Here is a 21,846-nt window from a genome sequence, read left to right on the forward strand (position 1 = left end):
ACACTTAGCCACTTTGATTAATTTTGGTGGTAACCGCAATGACTACTCACGAACAGGAACAGGCCCTCAGCAACCTGACGCTGGGCAAACCCACAGCCTATCACGATCGCTACGACAACAGTTTGTTGCAGGCGGTACCGCGTAGCCTGAACCGTGAACCGCTCGGCCTGTTTCCGGAAAGCCTGCCGTTCAGCGGCAGCGATATCTGGACATTATATGAACTGTCGTGGCTGAACAGCAAAGGGCTGCCACAGGTGGCCGTCGGTGAAGTGGTGCTGGATGCGCACAGCCGCAACCTGATCGAATCGAAAAGTTTTAAGCTCTACCTGAACAGTTTTAATCAGACCCGCTTCGCCGACTGGGGCGAGGTGCGCCAGACGCTGGAGCGCGATCTCAGCGCCTGTGCTGACGGTGAAGTGCGGGTCGCGCTGTTCCGGCTCAATGAAATTGAAGGACAGCCGATCGGCCACTTCGACGGTTACTGCATTGATGAGCAGGATATCGCCATCGAGGATTACCGCTTCAATGCTGACTATCTGGCTGATGCGGCTGGCAGCGAAATCGTTGAAGAGACGCTGGTCAGCCATCTGCTCAAATCGAACTGCCTGATTACCCATCAGCCCGACTGGGGTTCGGTGATGATTCGTTATAAAGGCCCGCGTATCGACCGCGAAGCGCTGCTGCGCTATCTGGTGTCGTTCCGCCAGCACAACGAATTTCATGAGCAGTGTGTTGAGCGTATCTTTAATGATCTGCTGCGTTTCTGTCATCCTGAGACGCTGACGGTCTATGCGCGCTATACGCGGCGTGGCGGGCTCGACATCAATCCGTGGCGCAGTAATGTGCCCTTCTCTCCCGGTTATTCGCGTCTGGTGCGTCAGTAGTTTGCGAGATCTCTCGCAGGCTGTGCGCGACAGACGTGGTTCCACTTGAGCTACGCGGGCCGACAAGGCTACTCTGGAGATGGCGGCATTCTGCGGATTGCCGACCAGGGATTTTCGTCACTGCGTTTGCAGTGTCAACAGTCACCCAGGCGGGTGTAAAGGAGTTCATTTGATTACCCATATCAGCCCTCTTGGCTCAATGGATCTGCTCTCGCAGCTGGAAGTCGATATGCTGAAACGCACGGCCAGCAGCGACCTGTACCAACTGTTTCGCAACTGCTCGCTGGCGGTGCTGAACTCCGGCAGTCAGACCGACAGCAGCCAGGAATTACTCTCCCGCTTTGAGAATTTTGATATCAACGTGCTGCGCCGTGAGCGCGGCGTCAAACTGGAACTGATCAACCCACCGGAAGAGGCGTTCGTTGATGGACGCATCATTCGTTCATTGCAGGCCAACCTGTTTGCCGTACTGCGCGACATTCTGTTTGTCAGCGGTCAGCTTAATGCGCCGGGCCGTTTAAGCGCCGCAGAAGAGAACGATTCTGCCGCCATCACCAACACCGTGTTTTCCATTCTGCGTAATGCCCGTGCGCTGCACATCGGCGAGTATCCCAACACCGTGGTGTGCTGGGGCGGCCATTCCATTAATGCGGTGGAATATCAGTATTGCCGTAATGTCGGTACCCAGCTGGGGCTGCGTGAACTGAACATCTGTACTGGCTGTGGGCCAGGCGTGATGGAAGCGCCAATGAAAGGGGCCGCGGTGGGCCATGCTCAGCAGCGCTACCGGGACAGCCGCTTTATTGGTCTGACAGAACCCTCAATCATTGCGGCCGAGCCGCCTAATCCGCTGGTGAATGAGCTGATCATCATGCCGGATATTGAGAAGCGCCTTGAGGCCTTTGTCCGCATCGCCCACGGCATCATTATCTTCCCTGGCGGGGTCGGCACCGCAGAAGAGTTGCTCTATCTGCTCGGCATCATGATGAATCCGCACAACAGCGATCAGGTGTTACCGCTGATCCTGACCGGGCCTGAAGAGAGCGCAGATTACTTCCGGGTGCTGGATGACTTCATCGTCAGCACGCTGGGCGAGCAGGCGCGTAAGCACTATCAGATTATTATCAACGATGCCGCTGAAGTGGCGCGTCTGATGAAGAAAGCGATGCCGCAGGTGAAAGAGTATCGTCGTGAAACGGGCGATGCCTACAGCTTTAACTGGTCGATTCGCATCGCGCCGGATCTGCAGGTGCCTTTCCTGCCGACCCATGAAAATATGGCCAACCTCAACCTTTACACCAACCAGCCGCCGGAAAAACTGGCCGCCGATTTACGTCGCGCCTTTTCAGGCATCGTCGCCGGTAACGTGAAAGAGATGGGAATCCGCGAAATCCGCGAAAAAGGTCGCTATAAACTGCATGGCGACGCCGACATCATGCATCGCATGGACGAACTGCTACAGGGATTTGTTGCGCAGCAACGTATGAAGCTGCCGGGCACCGCCTACATCCCCTGCTACGAAATCATCAAATAAACCAGGAGGCAGCCGTCAGGCTGCCAGGATGCTCATGGCTCTACATCTTCTTATCGTGGATGCGTTAAACCTGATACGCCGGCTACATGCGGTGCAGGGATCGCCCTGCGTCGATGGCTGCGTGGCGGCACTGCGCCAGCTATTAGGGCATACCCGTCCCACCCACGTCGTGGCGGTATTTGATGGCGAAGCCCGCCATCATGGCTGGCGTCATCAGCGCCTGCCGGATTACAAAAGCGGCCGTCCGCCGATGCCCGACGATCTGCAGGCGGAAATGCCAGCGTTGCAGCAGGCGTTTCGTGACGCTGGCGTCAGCTGCTGGATTGCCGAACAGGATGAGGCGGATGATTTAGCCGCGACGCTGGCGGTAAAAATGGCGCAGGCCGGACATCAGGCCACCATCGTCTCTACAGACAAAGGTTACTGTCAGCTACTGGCGCCCGAAATCCGCATTCGTGACTACTTTCAGAAGCGCTGGCTCGATCTGCCCTTTATCGAAGCTGAGTTTGGCGTGGTACCGCAGCTGCTACCCGATTTCTGGGGATTGTGTGGCATCAGCAGCAGCAAGATCCCTGGCATTACCGGCATCGGGCCAAAAAGTGCTAAACAGCTGTTGTCAGACTTTCATTCGCTCGACGGGATCTATCAGCACCTGGATCAGGTGCCGCCAAAATGGCGCGACAAATTAGCCAACGGTCAGCAGATGGCGGAGTTGAGTCGCGAGGTGGCGACGCTGAAGCGGGATCTGGTTCTGCAGGGTAATCTGAATACGTTACGATACAGCGGCTGAGTGCCGAAACCCTCAGCCGCGAACACTCAGCCGGTTAATCAGCGCTCGTCGCGACGGCCACCCACTGCGGCCCAGATTCGGCGAATGTGTACCGTGACTTCTTCGCGATCGTGATAGAGCTGGCGTGCGCGGATCTGCGCATTGATGCCGTTCTCATCAAACCGCTCCTGAATCATGGCCAGATTCTGCGTCACCTCTTCGTAGCGCTTTTTCATCGGCAACTTGAGGTTGAAGATCGCCTCACGGCACCAGCCGTTTACCAGCCAGTCGGTCATCAGATTCGCTACCCGCACCGGTTTCTCAACCATGTCGCACACCAGCCAGCTGATATTGGTGCGCGGCGGACGGAATTTAAATCCATCGGCGCGTTCGTGCATCACCTGCCCGGTATCCATCAGGCTCGGTGCCATTGGACCGTTGTCGACCGCATAGACCATCATGCTGCGCTGCACCAGTTGATAGGTCCAGCCGCCAGGACAGGCACCGAGATCGACGGCATACATGCCGCTGGCGAGACGTTCATCCCATTCATCAGCCGGAATAAAGACGTGAAACGCCTCTTCCAGTTTCAGGGTTGAACGACTCGGCGCATCAGACGGGAATTTAAGCCGCGGAATACCCATGTAGAAAGCAGAACTGTTTTCCGGCAGCGAATAGCCGACATAACAGGTACCCGGCGCAATGAAAAACACATGCACGACCGGACGTTTCGGGCTTTCATAGTTGAGCAAAATTTTGCTTTCGCGCAGCGCGGAACGGAGCGGTACGGTGAACTTGCGGCAGAATTTAGTCAGCTCTTTCGCTTCGTTGGTGTCCGGCACCTCAACGCGCAGTTCGCCGCCCTTTTCCACCACGCCGGTCAGCATACCGACAATCGGTGTAATCCGGTCTTCCTGCGGCAGATCGCGCAGCAGTTCGCCCACCACCAGCATCTGTCGTGCAAAAATCAGATCGTCAAAGGGTAATTCACGTACCAGTCGTTCGGCGTCCTCAAACTGATAACACTCAAACAGCACATAGCCGGAATCCTCTTTAACCCGCGGGAAGCCGTAGACTTCGCGTTCAGCAGCTTTAGCGCTGATTTCTGCCGCACACTCTTTTTCAAAACCGGGACGGCAATAGAGTAAAACTTTATTCATGGCGTTCTGCCCTTCGTTTAAGACGCAGCGCGCCAATCAACATCAATACCCAACCGGCGAGGAAGCATAATCCTCCCACTGGGGTGATAAAAACCCAAAACTTCAGATGCGACAGCGCCAGACAGTAGAGGCTGCCGCTGAAGAGTACGGTGCCGAGCGCCATCAGCGCACTGCTCCAGTAAAACCAGATATTGGCGCGGCGCAGCATCGCAGCACCCAGCCCCATCACCGCTAAGGTGTGATAAGCCTGATATTCCAGCCCGGTATGAATCCAGGCCATCTCAGCCGGTCCGAGCGATTTACTCAATACGTGGGCACCAAAAGCACCAAATGCCACCAGCAAAAATCCGCTAATGGCAGCAAAGATAAACATGGCACGACTGGACATGAAACGATCCTCAGAGTGCGTTTGCATCGCAATGCAATAAAATCAAGACGTTATTGTTGGTATCGAAAGCGGAATTTTTCTTGTTCAGTTGCAGCTTTTTCCAGGATCCACTGTCGAAAGGCGGCTATTTTACCCAGTTCTGCCTGACTGTCATGACAAACCAGATAAAAAGCATTTTTACTGACTAATACGTCGTTAAACGGACAGATTAAACGCCCGGCCTCGATTTCGCTTTGCGCCATCACGTTATTGGCCAGCGCGACGCCCTGACCGTGAATCGCAGCCTGTAATACCATCGCGCTGTGGCTGAAGATGGGACCCTGCTGAACGTTGATATGCTGCAAACCAAGCTGGCGGATATAGGATTGCCAGTCACGCCGTGAGGCATCATGCAGTAGCGTGAAGCGCGCCAGATCCATCGGTGTTTTAAGCGGATTGTCGCCGGTCATCAGCGAAGGCGAGCAGACGGGCAATAAATATTCAGCGTAGAGCTTCTCAACCCGCAGGCCTGGCCAGTTGCCGCGACCATAAAAAATCGCCACGTCGACATCATCGGCCAGTTTCTCTTCGTCACGGTCAACCGCCTGAATCCGTACGTCGATCCCCGGATAAGCCATATTAAAGCTGGAGAGGCGTGGAACCAGCCACTGAATCGCAAAGCTCGGCAGTAAACTGACGGTCAGCGCACCCTTGGCGCTGCGTGCCTGCAATTTACGCGTGGCTTCGTTGAGCGCCGAGAAGATCTCTTTGATATCCAGATAGTAGCTTTGACCTTCTTCAGTCAGCAAAAGCGAACGATTCCTCCGGCGAAACAGCTTCAGACCGAGAAAATCTTCCAGAGATTTAATCTGATGGCTTACAGCTGCCTGGGTGACGAAAAGCTCTTCAGCGGCTTTGGTAAAGCTTAAATGGCGCGCGGCGGCATCAAATACCCGCAGGGCGTTAAGAGGAGGAAGGCGTTTCGACATGGTTTTCCGTATCCGGATCGGCAAAAAACACGCGGGCTAATACTCACCCTTTACGTATTAGAATTTTTAATCCGAGACATTATAATTTGTCCGTTGAGGAACCTCCAGCAAATACCTATAGTTGCCGCACTTCCTGAGCCGGAACGAAAAGTTTTTAGAATTGTGAGTGAGTTCGCAGATTTTCTGAAAGCTTTTGGCTTGTGGTCGTGATGTTGTGTTTGCAATTTTTGATCCGACGATTGCGGATCAAGCTCTTAATTCCTGTAGATTTACCCTGTCTGTCCATAGTGATTTTTAAATAGCACCGCAAAATGCGGTGCTTTTTTTTTGCTCAATTACTGGCCCATCTCAACCATTTCTTTGACATCTGAACGGTTGATCTGCTGCTCGTTGCCATTGGCATCTTTATAGCTGATCATACCGGTTTCATCGTCTACCTTTGGTTTACCGTCGGCAACAATGGTACGGCCATCATTAGTGTGCATCACATAGTTGCTGGAACAGGCAGTCAGGGTAAAGGCCAGGGTACACACGGCCAGCACTGCGGTGAGTTTTTTCATCTTCTATCTCCTTGCAGATTGATTGCATCAAACCACCCGCGTTACGCTAACCAGAGGCAGCAGATAAGTGTGATCGACCAAATATTGTTCGATCGTTGTGCGGGTTTGGTTTAAACCTTGCAATAATCAGCATAACGCGCTTTTCCAGCTTTGCCAGACAGAGACCATTCTTTCAGTCTGGTCCTATTTATTCTCATCATGGGCCGAGCATGACCGTATTTAACCCAACGGCGTTTCGCCAGCAGTTTCCCGCACTCGCCGATGCCGGTGTCTACCTTGACAGCGCCGCGACCACCCTGAAACCGCAGGCGGTGATCGACAGCATTCAGCAGTTCTACAGCCTGAGCGCTGGCACCGTACACCGCAGCCAGTTTGCCGCCGCACGCGCTTTAACCGAGCGATATGAGCAGGCGCGAAGCCAGGTCGCCCATTGGCTTAACGCCGCTGATGGTCATCAGATTGTCTGGACGCGTGGCACCACGGAAGCCATTAATCTGGTGGCTAATAGCTGGCTGCGTCCACGCTTACAGCCGGGCGATGAGATTGTGGTGAGCGAAGCCGAGCACCACGCCAATCTGGTGCCGTGGCTGATGGCAGCACAGGCGTGCGGCGCGCGGGTCGTCAAATGGCCGCTGGGTGTCGATCGGTTGCCGGATATCGCTCAACTACCCGCCCTGCTCAACAGCCGAACCCGCCTGCTGGCGGTGAGCCAGATGTCCAATGTGACCGGCGGCTGTCCCGATATCGCCCAGGCAATCCAGCTGGCACATGCGGTCGGCGCCAGGGTGATGGTGGACGGTGCGCAGGGCGTAGTGCACTGCCCACCCGATGTGCAGGCACTGGATATCGATTTTTACGCCTTTTCCGGCCATAAAATTTATGCCCCGATGGGCATTGGCGTGTTGTATGGCAAAGCGGAACTGCTGGAAGAGATGGCGCCGTGGCAGGGTGGCGGAAAAATGCTGACGGCGGTCGATTTCAACGGTTTTACCGCGCAGCCGGTGCCGTGGCGCTTCGAGGCGGGTACGCCAAACGTCGCTGGCGTGGTCGGATTAAGTGCGGCACTTAGCTGGCTGGGTCAGCACGATCAGGCCAAAGCCGAAATGTGGAGCCAGCAGCTCGCCAGTCTGGCGGAAGAGCAGCTGGCGGAACTGCCAGGCTTTCGTAGTTTTCGCTGCGGCCATGCCAGCCTGTTAGCGTTTGAATTTAGTGGCCTGCACCACAGCGATATTGTCACTCTGCTGGCGGAACAGGGCATTGCGTTGCGTGCCGGTCAGCACTGCGCCCAGCCACTACTGGCAGCGCTGGGGGTCAGCGGGACGCTCCGCGCCTCATTTGCGCCCTATAATAATTTGCAGGATGTTGATGCCCTGGTGCGCGCCATGCGCAGCGCCATTTCGCTGTTATCGGAGTGTTGAGATGAGTTCACCGCTGTTAGCGCCACATCCATTTGGCGAGTTGATTACGGTTGAAAGCCTGAAGGAGACCTTTAGCCGCTTTCACCAGTGGGAAGATCGCTATCGCCAGCTGATTCAGCTGAGTCGTCAGCTGCCCGCGTTACCGGAGACGCTTAAAAAAGCCGGGATTGAGTTAAGCGGCTGTGAAAACCGGGTCTGGCTGAGCAGCCAGTTGCGTCCGGACGGCACGCTGCACTTCTATGGTGACAGTGAAGGCCGCATCGTTCGCGGTCTGCTGGCGGTACTGCTTACCGCGGTGGAAGGTCAGACGCCGCAAACGCTGCTGGAAAACGATCCGCTGGCGCTGTTCGATGAGCTGGGTCTGCGCGCCCAGCTCAGCGCCTCACGCAGCAGCGGATTACAGGCGCTCTCAACCGCGGTCCAGCAGTCGGCGCGTCAGGCGCTGGGTTCGGCCTGACGGGCAGCGCGTGCCAGATATTTCTTCAGCGCGTGTGAGACGGCGACAAAACCAAAAGTTGCGGTCACCATCGTGGCTGAGCCAAAACCGGCGGCGCAGTCCATTCTTTTCGGCCCTTCAGCGGTGCTGCGTGAAGCACACACGCTGCCGTCAGGCTGTGGATAGACCAGCGCCTCGGTAGAAAAGACGCAGTCGATGCCGAGTTTCCCCTTACTGTTTTTCACCACGCCAAAAGTTTTCAGCCGTTCGCGCAACTTAGCCGCCAGCGGGTCCTGAATGGTTTTCGCCAGATCGGCTACCTGGATCTGCGTCGGATCGATCTGACCGCCTGCGCCGCCGGTGGTGATCAAGGGGATCCTGTTGCGGCGACACCAGGCGATCAGCGCCGCTTTAGGCCGCACGCTGTCGATCGCATCGATCACATAATCGAAACCCGCCGCCATCAGTTCGGCGGTGTTGTCCGGCGTAATAAAGTCGTCGATGCAGATCACTTCACAGTCGGGATTTATTGCGCGCAGCCGCTCCGCCATCACCTCTGTTTTGGCTTTGCCGACGTTGCCGTTGAGCGCATGAATCTGCCGGTTGGTATTGGTGATACAGACATCATCCATGTCAATCAGGGTGATTTTGCCGATACCGGTGCGCGCCAGCGCTTCAGCCGCCCAGGAGCCGACGCCGCCAATTCCGATGACGCAGAAATGCGCATCAGCAAAACGCTGCAACGCATCCTGACCATACAGACGCGCCGTGCCACCAAACCGCTGGTGCCAGGCATCATTTAACACTTTCATATTTGAACCTGTAACGTCGTGCGGGCCCGCAGGCCCGCAGAGAAGAAATTAGTTGGAACCGAGTAGCAGTGAGCCATTATTACCGTTTTGCGGTCTGGAGAACAGCGGTTGTCCGGCACCCGGCGCGGCTTTCAGTACCCAGACGCGGCCATAATGGTTATAGAAGCCCGCCAGATGGGCGGCGTCCGGCCCGATCCCCTGATAGATGTCGAAGTGCTGGCCTTTAATCGCGCCACCCACATCCAGCGCCACCATCAGGCGCATCTCATATTTGCCGTTGAATTTGCCTTTTTCATTTAGCTGCGGCACTTCCGCCAGCAGTGCCGTTCCGGCCGGAATGATTGAACGGTCAGACGCTACCGAGGCTTTGGCAACCAGCGGCACCGCGCTGGCGCCCCGCACTGGCGTAAACGGCTCCGGCTTAAAGAAGACAAAAGATGGGTTGGTTTCCAGCAGCGAGCGGACTTCCTGCGGCGAGTGTTCCTGCGCCCACTGACGAATCGCCTGCATCGACATATCTTCACGCTTCACTTCACCACGATCGATCAGCTCTTTACCGATACTGTGATAACCCCAGCCATTTTTACCGGCGTAACCAAAGAAGGTCATCGGACGACCATCGCCAAAATCAACGTAGCCACTGCCCTGCACATCCATCATGAAGTTATCAATCAGCGAGTTGCTGTAGGCGATGACGTAGCGGTCATCGAGGCCGCCACTATAGATAGAGGCGCGGCTTGGCAGTTTCTCGCCGCGCTTACGCGGTGGCATCCGGTAGATCGGATACTGAAATTCACCCTGACGGGTATAGCGCGCTTCAACCACCGGCGTGTAGTAACCGGTGAACTGCACGTTACCGTAGTTATCCGTACCTTCCATCTGCCAGGCATTCAGGCCAAACTGCTGCAGCTGGCGGGTATCTGCACCGGCCATCAGCCAGCTTTCAATCGCGCTGTAGGTTCCATTCTGGCGGCTGTACAGCCCGGATGATGCGGTCTGAATCTGGCGCACCTGCTCGCCAAAGTCGCGGCCATTGACCGGGCTGCCTTTGGCATTCGGCTGATTCACCAGCGCCAGCGGCTGTTCCAGTTTGCCATCTTTATATTGCTGACCGCGATCGGTCGGTTTAGAACTACAGCTCGCCAGCAGGGCGATCAACGCGCCGGTCACAGCAATCCTGGCCCAGTGTGCTTTCATTATGGTCTCTTTTTATAAATGTTCGTCCCGCGACGATAGCAAAGCCCCCGGCAGAATGAAATCCATCCGCTTTCTGCCTCCGGCTATCAGTTCAATAATTCATCAGATGGTTGAATCCTTCAGCAACTGACTGTAAATTTGGCCTTTGTGTGCAAAAAGGGGTTGCATCAAATAACGCGCGGAGTATAGTGCGCATCCACGGACGCGGGGTGGAGCAGCCTGGTAGCTCGTCGGGCTCATAACCCGAAGGTCGTCGGTTCAAATCCGGCCCCCGCAACCAATACTTCTGCAACAGTTTACAGAAGTTACAATGTGAAAGTCGCTAAGCGCAAAAAGTACGATACGGACGCGGGGTGGAGCAGCCTGGTAGCTCGTCGGGCTCATAACCCGAAGGTCGTCGGTTCAAATCCGGCCCCCGCAACCAATCATTTAAACACCTGAAAGGGTGTTTTTTTGTTTCTTCCGTCTGAACCTCCTCTTCTTCATTGAACATCCTCTTCGTCATCGGAGCTCAACGGATAGCGCAGGCTACCCGCTGCCATTTACCGATGCGCCAGTGCCGCCCCACTCTCCACATACGCTTTGATGCCGTGCAGAATCGCCTCCGCTACCTGCTGCTGATAGCGCGTGGTGCGCAACTTACGTTCCTCTTCGACATTACTGATAAAAGCCGTCTCCACCAGGATTGACGGGATATCAGGCGCTTTCAACACCGCAAATCCGGCCTGATCCACCGTTCGTTTGTGCAGATGGTTGATGCGTCCCATGCGGTGCAGCACCTCTTTGCCAAACTTCAGGCTGTCGTGGATGGTTTGCCGCTGCACCATATCGAACATGGTGTGGTCGAGATAGCGATCGCCGCTCTTGCTGACGCCGCCAATCAGGTCAGATTCATTCTGGGTCTGGGCAAGGAAGCGGGCTGCAGCCGAGGTGGCGCCGCTGGTTGAGAGAGCAAACACCGAAGAGCCGCGCGCCGCCCGGCTGGTAAACGCATCAGCATGAATCGAAACGAACAGATCGGCGCGCTGCTTGCGGGCTTTGGCGACTCTGACGCGCAGCGGAATAAACACATCCTCGTTGCGCGTCATGTAGGCTTTCATATTGGCTTCTTTATCGATCAACGCTTTCAGCCGCCGGCCAATCTTCAGCACAATATCTTTCTCGCGGGTTTTATGTTTGCCGTGTGCACCGGGATCTTCACCGCCATGGCCGGGATCGATCATGATAATGATTGGACGATCGCGTCCGGCTTTGCCCGGCAACGGTGCCTGCACCGTTTCATTTTTTTCCAGATCGCCCTGGTTATAATCCTTCAGCAGCGCCAGCAGGGGATCGTCCTCCACCTGATTCTGGCTGGGATAGAGATCCACCACCAGCCGGTGATTAATGCCTGCCACCGGCGACAGATTAAAAATTTTGGGTGCGACACTGCGCTTTAGCTCCAGCACCACCCTCACCGTGTTGCTGTCGAACTGGCCGACGCGCGCATTTTTGATAAAGGGATCATCCACCCTCACCTGCTTGTCGACCCCTTTCAGTACCGGATTGAGATGCAGCCCTTCAATATCAATCACCAGCCGTTCCGGATTGCTCAGCGCAAACTGCCTGTACTTCAGCGCCACATTCGACTCCAGCGTCATACGCGAGTAGGTCGATGACGGCCAGATACGCACCGCGACGATATGGCTTTTCGCCGCCAAACCGACCCGGCTAACACTTAACAGCAGTAAGGCACCGCTTCCTTGTAAAAATCGTCTGCGTGAAAAGGGGGAATTAAAATCCGACATGCCGCTCCAGCTGCTGTGTAATGTCTAAAAAAGCGCCAGTTAATAAAATGGCGGCGAAAACTTTATCCAATCCGCAAGGTGATGTCACCCCGGAAATCCTAAATAATGCAGGCTGTTAGCGGCTTTGGCACCCGAAAAAACGTAAATTTTCGTCAGGATTAACGCTTGCAAAATCGCGACTAAAAGCATAAAAATACAAAAAATTCGAATAATCATTCACTGAGGACTGGCCGTGAAGGAACGTAGTACTGAACTGGTTCAGGGTTTTCGCCATACCGTTCCCTATATCAATGCCCACCGGGACAAGACCTTTGTCATCATGCTGGGCGGCGAAGCGATTGAGCATGAGAACTTCTCAGGCATCGTCAACGATATTGGTCTGCTGCACAGCCTCGGCATCCGCCTGGTGGTGGTCTATGGCGCCCGTCCGCAAATTGATGCCAGCCTGGCGGAACATCAGCTTGAGCCGGTTTATCACAAGTTTACCCGCGTTACCGATGCGCAATCGCTGGAACTCGTGAAGCAGGCGGCCGGTCGTCTGCAGTTAGATATTACTGCCCGTCTCTCCATGAGCCTCAACAATACGCCGCTGCAGGGCGCGCATATCAATGTGGTCAGCGGCAACTTCATCATTGCGCAGCCGCTGGGTGTGGATGATGGCGTCGATTATTGTCACAGCGGGCGTATTCGTCGTATCGATGAAGAGGCTATTCATCGTCAGCTGGATAACGACGCGATTGTGCTGCTCGGTCCGGTGGCGGTGTCGGTGACCGGTGAGAGTTTTAACCTGACCTCGGAAGAGGTGGCGACCCAACTGGCGATTAAACTTAAAGCGGAAAAAATGATCGGCTTCTGCTCAGAACAGGGCGCACTGGATAGCGAAGGCAACATTATCTCCGAGCTGTTCCCGAATGATGCCCAGGCGCGTATTGACGAGATGGAAAGCGATGGCGATTACCTCTCCGGCACCGTTCGTTTCCTGCGCGGCGCGGTCAAAGCCTGCCGCAGTGGCGTACGGCGCAGCCATTTAATCAGCTATCAGGAAGATGGCGCGCTGTTGCAGGAGCTCTTCTCTCGTGACGGTATCGGCACGCAGATCGTGATGGAGTCTGCCGAGCAGATCCGGCGCGCCAATATCAATGATATCGGCGGCATTCTCGAACTGATCCGGCCGCTGGAGCAACAGGGGATTCTGGTGCGTCGCTCACGCGAACAGCTGGAGATGGAGATTGATAAATTCACTATCATTCAGCGCGACAACCTGACGATTGCCTGTGCCGCGCTCTATCCCTTTATGGATGAGAAGATCGGTGAAATGGCCTGCGTAGCGGTTCATCCTGACTATCGCAGCTCATCGCGCGGCGAAATGTTGCTGCAGCGTGTGGCGTTACAGGCGCGTCAGATGGGGCTGCAGAAGCTGTTTGTGTTGACCACCCGCAGCATCCACTGGTTCCAGGAGCGCGGCTTTACGCCGGTCGATATTGAGTCGCTGCCTGAGAGTAAAAAAGAGATGTATAACTATCAGCGCCGCTCCAAGGTCCTGATGGCCGATCTGACCCGCCATACGCTGTAAGGGCTCAACGGGCCGGGCGACTCATGCCGCCGGCCCGCGCTGACGGGGGATTATCCTGCCTCGCCCAGTCGCTCTACCAGACCACTACGCCGCTGGGTTTGCAGCTGCACGGCCCGCTGGAATACGCCCGGATCGCTGTAGAGCGTCAGCTGTTTACGGGCGCGCGTTATCGCGGTGTAGACCAGCTCACGGGTCAGTACCGGCAGGAACTGCGTTGGCATTACCAGCGCGGTATGATCAAACTCCGATCCCTGTGATTTATGTACCGTCATCACCCAGGCGGTTTCATGCGATGGCAGGCGGCTCGGCTGAATCGCTTTGATGCTGCCATCCGGCAACGGGAAAAAGACCTTCAGGTTGCCCTCTTCGTCGCGCAGCGTAATGCCGATATCGCCGTTGAACAGCCCCAGCGCACTGTCGTTACGGGTAATCATAACCGGCCGTCCCAGGTACCAGCGCCCGCCGATAGCGGGACGACGAATACGCTGCAGCTGCATCAGCCGCTGTTCAATACGCTGGTTTAGCCCCTGCACGCCAAAGGGCCCGTCACGTAACGCACACAGCAGCTGATAGCGACCAAAGGCCGTCAGCACTTCGGCAGGTGACGCCTGCTGCCTGATCAGCTGCAGATAAGGCTGATAGCCCTGTGCCACCTCATCCAGCATCGCCTGATAAGCCTCGCCACTGGTTAACGGCTGATAGCAGAGATCCTGAAAGCCTGCGGCGAAAACCGCTTTCACCTGCTGCGCATCCCCCAGGTTAATGGCCTGAGCCAGCTGACCAATGCCTGATTTGGCGTCAAAACGGTAACTTTTTTGCAGCAGACAGATACTGTCACGTACCGCGGGTGCCAGCCGATCGTCACTGCCCTGCAGCGCACATCCGGTCAGCAACGCGAGCTGTTCCGCACGTGCCAGGCTGTAGCCGCTCTCGGTACAGCGACAGATATCGCCCAGCACGGCACCCGCCTCAACCGACGCCAGCTGGTCACGATCGCCAAGAAAAACCACCCGCGCATGGGCCGGCAGTGCGGCGATCAGCTTCGCCATCATCGACAGATCGACCATTGAGGCTTCATCAACCACCAGCACATCGAGATGCAGGGGATTACCGGCGTGATAGCGCAGACGCTGGGTATCTGGCTGCGCGCCCAGCAGCCGATGCAGCGTGGTCGCTTCCGTCGGGAAGCGTCGGCGCTCTTCCTCGCTAACGGCTAAATTCTGCAGCGCGTTACCCAGCGACTCGGTGAGGCGCGCCGCGGCTTTGCCGGTCGGAGCGGCTAACTGAATCCGTAAGTTGCCAGGGTTCAGCCGGATCAGCGCGGCGAGTAATTTCGCCACCGTGGTGGTTTTACCGGTTCCGGGTCCGCCGGAAATCACCGCGGTCTTGCGGGTCAGCGCCACCGCGGCGGCAATTTTCTGCCAGTCATCCGGACGCGTGCCGAACAGCGTATTCAGCACTTCACTTGCCGCCTGGGCGTCAAATGCCGACTTCACCTCCTGCAGGGCAAAGAAGCTCGCGACCCGGCCCTCGCTGTGCCACAGACGATGCAGATAGAGACGGCGATTACTGAGCACCAGCGGGGTAATCAGGCTGCCGTCACTGACGGCTGCCCAGTCGGCCAGCAGTGATAACCAGTCATCCGGCGCACCGGCAGCCTGCCACAGTGCCTGCGCCAGCGCGGGCTGACGGCCCGCAAACAGACCCGCTTCGCTGAGGTTATCCAGCGGCAGGCAGACGTGACCTTCCCCCGCTTCCGCGCTAACGCAGGCCGCCGCGAGCAGCAGTGCCGGTTGTGATTCTTCCGCCAGCAGGCGGGCAAACTGAATATCTAACGGCCGCAGGAGACGCTTATCAACCGCCTGAAGCAGCAGGCTCAGCATTTCACTCATGACAACTCCGTGGAATGACCAAACAACGCATCAATCTCTTCAATAAAGGCTTCGCCGGGACGGGTGGCAAAAATACCGTTATCCGGCGAACTGCCATCCATCCCGCGTAAAAACAGATAAAACACCCCGCCGAAGTGGCGCTGATAATCATAATCCTGCAGGCGGTGCTGAAGATAGCGATGCAGCGCCAGGGTATATAACTGATACTGCAGGTCGTAGCGGTGGTCGATCATCGCCTGCGCCATCGCCTCGGGCGTATACGCCGCGTGGCTCTCCCCCAGCCAGTTCGACTTATAGTCGAGCAGATAATATTTTCCCTGCCAGCGGAACACCAGATCGATAAAACCTTTCAGCATGCCCCGCACCTGGCGGAAATCGAGCGCTGCCGCCTGTCGTGACAGCGGATCGTGACGGCGCAACAGATCGTCGAGATCGGCCGCGGTCAGCAGATGATTAATCGGCAGATAAAACTCCATCTCGATCAGCCGGTCACTGCTTTTTATTGCCGACAGCGTCAGGCCGTCAGCGTTAAGCGGCGTATGCAGGACCCGTTCGATCCACTGCTGGATGACTGGTAACCAGCTCAGCGGATAGCCGTGGTGCTGTAACTGATCTTCCAGCCAGATTTTATCCGGCGGTTCGGCAAAATCGATCGATTCAAACAGGCCATGTAAAAAGGTGCCGGGTGCGGCACCGCGCGGGAAATGGTGGGGCGTGAGCGCCGCGTCTTCACTGCCCTCCTCTTCACCTGCCGCATCGATATCAAAATTGGGCAGCGCATCCAGCAGCGCCGAGCTGTGGTGCTGTTGCAGTCCTGAGTAACTGGTGACCCGCCAGGCATCTGCCAGCGCACGCGTGACTTCACGGCTGCTTAATGCCTGATCGCCGGCTGGCCGATCCTGCCACGTTTCGCCTGGCCGCAAATCATCTGCGATAACCTCAATCCCGTTACCGCTTAACGCCGCCAGACGCTGGCTGAGCTGCTCCGCATCGGCCGCTTCGCCCCGCTGCACCAGATAACCCAGCGCACTTTTATGCAGATCGCTTTCGCCCTCTTTTTTACGCGTTCCCTTAATCAACGGGGCAATACCGACGCTGCAGTGATAAACCGAACGGGTCAGGGCCACATAGAGCAGACGTAAATCTTCGGCCAGGCGCTCCTCTTCGGCCAGCGCCATGCTCTGGGCATCGCCCTGCACATCCAGTAAGGCAGCAAAACTTTCACGATCGTGATAAAGCGCACTGGCTGCCTCACGGTAGCCAGCGGCAAACGGCAGCCAGACCAGCGGGTATTGCAGCCCTTTCGATTTATGGATGGTGACGATTTGCACCAGGTGACGATCGCTTTCCAGCCGCAGCTGCTGGCTGGCCGACTGACTATTGGGCCGGGCAATCTGCTGAGCCAGAAAACGCACCAGTGCATGCGGACTGTCGAGCTGCACTGAGGCTTCCTGCAACAGTTCGCCCAGATGCATCAGGTCGGTCAGACGGCGCTCACCGTTTTCGGAGGCGAGCATATTTTCAGCCAGCTGACGCTTGATCATCACGTCGCGCAGCATCGGTAACACGCCACGCTGGTGCCAGAGCTGCTGCCAGAGGGCAAACTGCTCGACCAGCGCATCCCACTCGCGCTCATTCTGGGTCAGCGCATCCAGCGTGGCGGCATCAATGGCGAAGATCGAGGTCGCCAGCGCGCTGCGCACCAGGCGTTCCTGCTCCGGTGCCTGAATCGCCTGCAGCAGCCACAGCAACTCTCGCGCTTCAGGCGTGGTGTAGACGCTGTCGCGACTGGAGAGATAGACGGAAGGAATCGACAATGCATTGAGCGCATCGCGGATCAATCCCGCTTCGTTGCGGCTGCGGACCAGCACCGTGATGTCAGACGCACGCACCGGTTGCAGTGCCTCGCCTTTTCCCAGCAATGCCCGACCCTGCTGCCCGGCCACCAGCCAGCGGCTGATATCCGCCGCACACTGACGCGCCATAAACTGCTGATAATCACTGCTGCCGACGCCTGCACCCGGCTGTAACCAGAAGCGCAGCGCCGGTTGTGGCCGATCGTCATAGATCAGTTTCAGCGCCTGATTCGGCGCGGCCGGTTTCACCTGCAGGAACGGAATGGCGGAGAACAGAAACGGCGATTCCAGCTGTGAAAACAGGCGATTTACGCTATCGACCATTTCCGGCGATGAGCGCCAGTTAGTATCGAGCGTGTAGTGAGCACTAACTTCGTTTCGCGCCCGCAGATAGGTAAAAATGTCCGCGCCGCGAAACGCATAAATTGCCTGCTTAGGGTCACCGATTAACAGCAGCGCCTGTTCCGGCTGGTTGATATAGAGCGTGCGGAAAATGCGATATTGCTGCGGATCGGTATCCTGAAATTCATCGATCAGGGCGACCGGAAAGCGCGCCCGAATGGTCTCAGCCAGCAGGATACCGCCCGGCTGCTGCAACGCCTCATCGAGCTTACTCAGCAGGTCATCAAAGCCTAACAGCGCCCGCAGCCGTTTCTCACGCTGAACAGTGGCGCGCACGTCGGTCAGCGCCTGGGCAATGATCACATCCCGCAGCGATAAAGGCTCCGCCAGAAACTGATCGATCGCCTCAAACACCGGATGGCGTGGCGCTTCGCCTTTTTTGGTTTTCTCCTCCAGCTGCTGCTGACCAAATCGCTCCAGCTCTTTCGGCAACTGGTAATCCAGCGTTTCGCTGTTGGCCCACTGTGTCACTTTCGCAACCCAGATCGGCAGATTCTTGCTGCTGTAGCTGCGCTTATCGACGCCGGAAGCGCCGATGATGCCTTCAACATCAGCACTGAGCGACTGCCACTGCTGCTTGATTGAGGTGATGCGTGCCAGATTGCGGGCGTGACGTGACGCCAGCGTTTCATCGGCGGCTGGTGGACGTTTCAGGCTGGGCGATTCGCCCTGGAGCCAGGGGCGCAGCGTGGTCAGCAGACTGTCCGGTCCGCTCCATTCCGCGGCAATCACTCGCGCCACGTCAAGCGACAGCGGATAGCACTGACGACGCCAGAAATCAGCGGTGGATTGCTTCAGCAACGCCTGTTCATCCTCAATCAGCTCCTGCTCAAACAGCATGCCGGATTCAAACGCATTGAGGTTGAGCATCCGCTGGCAGAAGCCGTGGATGGTAAAGATGGCGGCTTCATCCATCTGTCGCTCTGCCGCCAGCAGCTGCGCGGCGGCGTGCGTTAAGTCGGGTATCTGATCAAGCAGCAACTGGTGCATCGAATCGCTGCTTTTACCGCGGATGCAGGCCAGCCGCAGCTGATGGATATTCTCCCGGATACGCCCGCGCAGTTCAGCGGTGGCGGCCTCGGTAAAGGTTACGACTAAAATTTCTTCAACCGACAGAGGCCGGCTGTAGGCGTTCTCACCGCCAAGGCCCAGCAGCAGGCGCAGATAGAGTAAGCCAATGGTAAAGGTTTTTCCGGTGCCCGCTGAGGCCTCAATCAGCCGCTCGCCTCTGAGCGGCAGTGTTAAAGGGTTCAGCGATTCAGGCGGTAACTGCGTCATTGGGTCTCACTCTTTACCGGCAGCGACTGCTGCAACTGTGCCACTTCGCTCCAGGTTTTCCAGCCTGGCAACGCGGCAAAGGCCACTTTTTCATCACTGTTGCCCGCAATCTGCGAGGTCATCACCATACCCGTGTGATCTATCACCGCCTGCTGGAAGAAATCGGCCAGGCTGGCGGGCGTCAGTTGTTTAATCTGGGCGATCACTTTCTGGCGCGTATTAAATGCGTCGTTCTGGCGGTCAAAGTCGCGACTGTAGCGATCCGCTTCCTCGTCGAGGGTCTGAGGCCGCTGTTGCAGATCGTTGATCATCGCCTGCTGGTATTGAGCAAAGTCGGCCTGGCTCATGTTGCGTAAGCGTTTTTCCGCCTGCGGATAGAAGGCCTGATAACGCTGCAGCAGCAAGGCGGGTTGTTTGCTGTTGCTCTGCAGCAGGAAGCCAATTCCCCACTGGCGTCCCACCGGCATCTGGAAGGCAAATACCGCATAGCCGAGTTGCTCTTCAGTACGTAACTGGTTGTAGAACCACGGCTGCACAATCTGGCTCAGCATCGAGCTGTTCGCCATGCTCTGATATTCGCCATAGCCCAGCGGAATATAGAGCGCCGCCAGGGCAGAATCGGTACTGCTGCCCTTCTGCTGCAGGTTCGCTTTCAGCGGTTTTTCGAAGGTTACATATTTGCTGCGCCAGGCGTCGATCCCGTTACTCTGCATCTGCTGTTTCAGTTCGCGACCCAGCTGAATCACGCTATCGGCGCTGAGGTTGCCTACCACCATCATTTCCGGCGTTGCCGCGCGGAACAGTTGATCGCGATAAGCCGTGACGTCGTTAAGTGTGATTGTGCTCACCAGCTTGCGACGCGTCTCGCGCTGGGTATAGGGCAATTGTGACAGCAGCTGCATCGGCTGAATCGCCTGTTCAAAGGCTTTTCCTTTCTCTGCCGCGTCAAGCCGTTCCAGATACCAGGATTTGGCCTGCTCCAGTTGCTGTGGCGTGGGCTGGAAAGTGGCATACCCTTCCACCAGCTTCTTCAGCAGAGTGGGCAGGCGCTGGGTAAAGCCGCTGGCGCTGAATACCAGCCCCTCATTCTCGCCGGTGGAGAAACTGATGCCGCCCACCGACGCCTGCGAATTAAGCTCATCCAGCGCCAGACTGGAGAGATAGTCATTCAGGCCAAACAGGACCTGCTGGCGCGCGTCGCTGATGGCATGTTTGTTGCGCAGCGCCAGCGTGATCGCAGCCTTTGGCTCACTGGCGTAAAACTGACTGGGCATCCAGTAAATGCGCATCCCGGCATCATTTTCCAGCCTGACCGGATGCGGATACTGTTTTCCGTCCGCTGGCAGCAGGGTGAAGTCATCCGGAATATAGGGGTTCAGCGTCGGCATCGACAGCGCAATCTGGCTGGCGCGTTGCTGCCAGTCAGCAAACGTCTGTGGCGCTATTTTTTCAACCTGATACGGCGCATCCACAAAGTAAGCCTGTTTATTGTGCGGTTCCTGCGGACTGATATACCAGATACGCGCCTGCTGCGGCGTCATCTCATCGAGCCGTGCTTTGATCGCCGCAGCATCGTACTGATCCGCCAGATAGGGCGCATCCAGCGTGTGTTCAACCGGTACCCGCAGCATGGTGTCGGCCAGCCATTCGATGTAGTCCATATCCCGGGTGATGGAGGGATAGCGGAAATCGAGCGCCAGGACGCGAGAGACCTCATCGAAATAGCGCTTATCATCCGCCTGCTCACGCAACAGATTGATATAGCTAAAAATAGCCGCAACCACTTCGTCACGTTGCGCCAGACCTTTGTCGGTCAGCGAGGCGGTAATGGCAAAGACGCCGCCGTTACGATCGGTCATCGGGTCTGCACCGGCATTGACGCCATCGGCCAGTCCCTGCTTTTGCAACCAGTCGGTCAGGGTATTTTTACTGCGATTGCTGATCAGATAGCTGATCAGGGTGTCCGTTTTGCTGCGAAAACGATCGCTGTTATTGCCAATACGAAACTCAATTTTAAGCTGTTTGCGCGGCTGAGCCGGAACATAGTGGATCAGGATGCCCTGCTGTTCCGCGGTCACCACCGGCACGGTAATCGCCGGCACAGTGGCGTTGTGGTTAGCGACCCGACCAAAGGTTTTCGCGGCAATCGATGCCATCTCGGGCAGCGTTTTATTGCTGTAAATGACCGCCTTCATCAGATTGGCGGAGTAGTGCGAGTGGTAAAAGTCCTGCAGCGCCTGATGCAGTTTACTGTCGGGCTTATCTTTCAGCGTGTCGAGGTTACCGCCGGAAAAGCGCGAAGCAGGATGAGCCGGGTTAAGGGTTTCCGCCCCAACCTGCGCCATACGTAAACCGTCGCGCGAGCGCGCCATCGTCAGTTCAGCATTGACCGCATGGCGTTCCCGATCAGCGTTCACCGGGTCCAGCAGCGGCGCGGCAACCGCATCGGCCAGGCGATCCACTGCTGGCTCCAGCGAAGCATTTTCCACTTCCAGATAGAAGGCGGTGCGGTAAGAGGCGGTGCTGGCATTGTGGCTGCCACCGTGCTTTTTCAGGAACTCAGCCAGATTGTCCGGCTGCGGGTAATGGGCAGAGCCCATCAGCACCATATGCTCCAGATAGTGCGCCAGACCAAGCTGCTGATCGGGATCGTCCAGAGAGCCAATCGGTAAGGTCAGCGCCGCCAGCGACTTAGGTGCCACCGGATCGGAAACCAGTAATACCGTCATTCCGTTGTCGAGCCGGATGGCCTGATACTGACGAGGATCGTGTTCACTCTTGCGAATGACTTCATTAATCGGCTGCCAGCCCGTTTCTGTCTGCGCCAGTGCTGTGAAAGCCACCAGACTCATCAGCAGCGTTGCCAGCCAGCGTGCGTATATCCGCATGTAAACCCCTTACCTTACCCAATAAACCGTCAGTGTCTGACACC

General features: G+C 56.7%; 16 protein-coding genes and 2 tRNA genes. 8 read left to right on the top strand and 10 right to left on the bottom strand.

Annotation, left to right across the window (positions count from 1 at the left end):
- The first annotated feature begins 38 nt into the window (after positions 1–38).
- The 3 genes from queF (at position 39) to xni (ending at position 3,208) form a co-directional block, all read left to right on the top strand.
- Positions 39–884 (top strand): NADPH-dependent 7-cyano-7-deazaguanine reductase QueF, encoded by an 846-nt coding sequence (gene queF / locus ACX3P5_RS14700; RefSeq protein ID WP_458968920.1) that lies wholly within the window; start codon positions 39–41, stop codon positions 882–884.
- A gap of 169 nt (positions 885–1,053) precedes the next feature.
- Positions 1,054–2,418 carry a nucleotide 5'-monophosphate nucleosidase PpnN gene (ppnN, locus tag ACX3P5_RS14705; protein ID WP_233987258.1) on the top strand — a complete coding sequence of 455 codons (1,365 nt, stop codon included), beginning with the start codon at positions 1,054–1,056 and terminating at the stop codon, positions 2,416–2,418.
- A gap of 34 nt (positions 2,419–2,452) precedes the next feature.
- Positions 2,453–3,208, top strand: coding sequence for a flap endonuclease Xni (xni, locus tag ACX3P5_RS14710; RefSeq protein ID WP_458968921.1), 756 nt, complete (start codon positions 2,453–2,455; stop codon positions 3,206–3,208).
- Positions 3,209–3,246: 38 nt separating this feature from the next.
- Here the strand turns inward: xni and rlmM are convergent, their stop codons facing one another.
- The 4 genes from rlmM to ACX3P5_RS14730 form a co-directional block, all read right to left on the bottom strand.
- Positions 3,247–4,347: a 23S rRNA (cytidine(2498)-2'-O)-methyltransferase RlmM gene (gene rlmM / locus ACX3P5_RS14715; protein WP_336756400.1), complete on the bottom strand. Its 1,101-nt coding sequence runs from the start codon at positions 4,345–4,347 to the stop codon at positions 3,247–3,249.
- Positions 4,340–4,735 carry a DUF423 domain-containing protein gene (locus ACX3P5_RS14720; RefSeq protein ID WP_031374718.1) on the bottom strand — a complete coding sequence of 132 codons (396 nt, stop codon included), beginning with the start codon at positions 4,733–4,735 and terminating at the stop codon, positions 4,340–4,342. Before ACX3P5_RS14720 ends, rlmM begins: the two co-directional genes overlap by 8 nt.
- A gap of 50 nt (positions 4,736–4,785) precedes the next feature.
- Positions 4,786–5,703, bottom strand: coding sequence for a transcriptional regulator GcvA (locus tag ACX3P5_RS14725; RefSeq protein WP_233987255.1), 918 nt, complete (start codon positions 5,701–5,703; stop codon positions 4,786–4,788).
- Between the two features lie 335 nt (positions 5,704–6,038).
- A complete protein-coding gene (locus ACX3P5_RS14730) occupies positions 6,039–6,263 on the bottom strand; it encodes a YgdI/YgdR family lipoprotein (RefSeq protein WP_233987254.1) in 225 nt (74 codons plus the stop codon).
- 209 nt (positions 6,264–6,472) lie between these two features.
- Here ACX3P5_RS14730 and csdA point away from each other — a divergent pair, with 209 nt between their 5' ends.
- Together csdA and csdE are read left to right on the top strand one after the other, a co-directional pair.
- Complete coding sequence (csdA, locus tag ACX3P5_RS14735) at positions 6,473–7,681, top strand: cysteine desulfurase CsdA (protein WP_458968922.1); 1,209 nt, start codon at positions 6,473–6,475, stop codon at positions 7,679–7,681.
- Position 7,682: 1 nt separating this feature from the next.
- Positions 7,683–8,138, top strand: coding sequence for a cysteine desulfurase sulfur acceptor subunit CsdE (gene csdE, locus ACX3P5_RS14740; RefSeq protein ID WP_233987252.1), 456 nt, complete (start codon positions 7,683–7,685; stop codon positions 8,136–8,138).
- On the opposite strand, the gene tcdA is transcribed toward csdE, so the two are convergent.
- Both tcdA and mltA read right to left on the bottom strand, forming a co-directional pair.
- Positions 8,117–8,929, bottom strand: a complete 813-nt coding sequence (gene tcdA, locus ACX3P5_RS14745; protein ID WP_233987251.1) for a tRNA cyclic N6-threonylcarbamoyladenosine(37) synthase TcdA — start codon at positions 8,927–8,929, stop codon at positions 8,117–8,119. The genes csdE and tcdA overlap by 22 nt on opposite strands.
- A 48-nt stretch (positions 8,930–8,977) precedes the next feature.
- Positions 8,978–10,126 carry a murein transglycosylase A gene (gene mltA / locus ACX3P5_RS14750; protein WP_458968923.1) on the bottom strand — a complete coding sequence of 383 codons (1,149 nt, stop codon included), beginning with the start codon at positions 10,124–10,126 and terminating at the stop codon, positions 8,978–8,980.
- A gap of 203 nt (positions 10,127–10,329) precedes the next feature.
- Here mltA and ACX3P5_RS14755 point away from each other — a divergent pair.
- Positions 10,330–10,406, top strand: a tRNA-Met gene (locus ACX3P5_RS14755).
- 67 nt (positions 10,407–10,473) lie between these two features.
- Positions 10,474–10,550: transfer RNA gene (locus ACX3P5_RS14760), tRNA-Met, on the top strand.
- A 118-nt stretch (positions 10,551–10,668) separates the two neighbouring features.
- Here ACX3P5_RS14760 and amiC read toward each other — a convergent pair.
- Positions 10,669–11,913, bottom strand: a complete 1,245-nt coding sequence (amiC, locus tag ACX3P5_RS14765; protein ID WP_233987250.1) for an N-acetylmuramoyl-L-alanine amidase AmiC — start codon at positions 11,911–11,913, stop codon at positions 10,669–10,671.
- Between the two features lie 232 nt (positions 11,914–12,145).
- Between amiC and argA the strand changes: the two genes are divergently transcribed.
- Positions 12,146–13,486, top strand: a complete 1,341-nt coding sequence (gene argA / locus ACX3P5_RS14770) for an amino-acid N-acetyltransferase (RefSeq protein ID WP_336756409.1) — start codon at positions 12,146–12,148, stop codon at positions 13,484–13,486.
- Positions 13,487–13,536: 50 nt separating this feature from the next.
- Here argA and recD read toward each other — a convergent pair whose 3' ends face one another.
- Genes recD through ptrA form a run of 3 tightly spaced genes read right to left on the bottom strand, consistent with a single transcriptional unit; the run spans position 13,537 to position 21,802 of the window.
- Complete coding sequence (recD, locus tag ACX3P5_RS14775; protein WP_458968924.1) at positions 13,537–15,378, bottom strand: exodeoxyribonuclease V subunit alpha; 1,842 nt, start codon at positions 15,376–15,378, stop codon at positions 13,537–13,539.
- Complete coding sequence (gene recB / locus ACX3P5_RS14780; RefSeq protein WP_458968925.1) at positions 15,375–18,914, bottom strand: exodeoxyribonuclease V subunit beta; 3,540 nt, start codon at positions 18,912–18,914, stop codon at positions 15,375–15,377. Before recB ends, recD begins: the two co-directional genes overlap by 4 nt.
- Positions 18,911–21,802: a pitrilysin gene (gene ptrA / locus ACX3P5_RS14785; RefSeq protein ID WP_458968926.1), complete on the bottom strand. Its 2,892-nt coding sequence runs from the start codon at positions 21,800–21,802 to the stop codon at positions 18,911–18,913. The genes recB and ptrA overlap by 4 nt, the downstream gene beginning before the upstream one ends.
- Between the last annotated feature and the right edge of the window lie 44 nt (positions 21,803–21,846).

The organism is Pantoea sp. S-LA4, assembly GCF_054482835.1.

Bases quoted from the DNA above. Each gene is read 5' to 3' on its own strand.
- recD (WP_458968924.1), bottom strand. From the start codon at position 15,378: ATGAGTGAAATGCTGAGCCTGCTGCTTCAGGCGGTTGATAAGCGTCTC.
- ACX3P5_RS14725 (WP_233987255.1), bottom strand. From the start codon at position 5,703: ATGTCGAAACGCCTTCCTCCTCTTAACGCCCTGCGGGTATTTGATGCC.
- queF (WP_458968920.1), top strand. From the start codon at position 39: ATGACTACTCACGAACAGGAACAGGCCCTCAGCAACCTGACGCTGGGC.
- ACX3P5_RS14730 (WP_233987254.1), bottom strand. From the start codon at position 6,263: ATGAAAAAACTCACCGCAGTGCTGGCCGTGTGTACCCTGGCCTTTACC.
- mltA (WP_458968923.1), bottom strand. From the start codon at position 10,126: ATGAAAGCACACTGGGCCAGGATTGCTGTGACCGGCGCGTTGATCGCC.
- xni (WP_458968921.1), top strand. From the start codon at position 2,453: ATGGCTCTACATCTTCTTATCGTGGATGCGTTAAACCTGATACGCCGG.
- amiC (WP_233987250.1), bottom strand. From the start codon at position 11,913: ATGTCGGATTTTAATTCCCCCTTTTCACGCAGACGATTTTTACAAGGA.
- rlmM (WP_336756400.1), bottom strand. From the start codon at position 4,347: ATGAATAAAGTTTTACTCTATTGCCGTCCCGGTTTTGAAAAAGAGTGT.
- ACX3P5_RS14720 (WP_031374718.1), bottom strand. From the start codon at position 4,735: ATGTCCAGTCGTGCCATGTTTATCTTTGCTGCCATTAGCGGATTTTTG.
- csdA (WP_458968922.1), top strand. From the start codon at position 6,473: ATGACCGTATTTAACCCAACGGCGTTTCGCCAGCAGTTTCCCGCACTC.
- tcdA (WP_233987251.1), bottom strand. From the start codon at position 8,929: ATGAAAGTGTTAAATGATGCCTGGCACCAGCGGTTTGGTGGCACGGCG.
- ptrA (WP_458968926.1), bottom strand. From the start codon at position 21,802: ATGCGGATATACGCACGCTGGCTGGCAACGCTGCTGATGAGTCTGGTG.
- recB (WP_458968925.1), bottom strand. From the start codon at position 18,914: ATGACGCAGTTACCGCCTGAATCGCTGAACCCTTTAACACTGCCGCTC.
- csdE (WP_233987252.1), top strand. From the start codon at position 7,683: ATGAGTTCACCGCTGTTAGCGCCACATCCATTTGGCGAGTTGATTACG.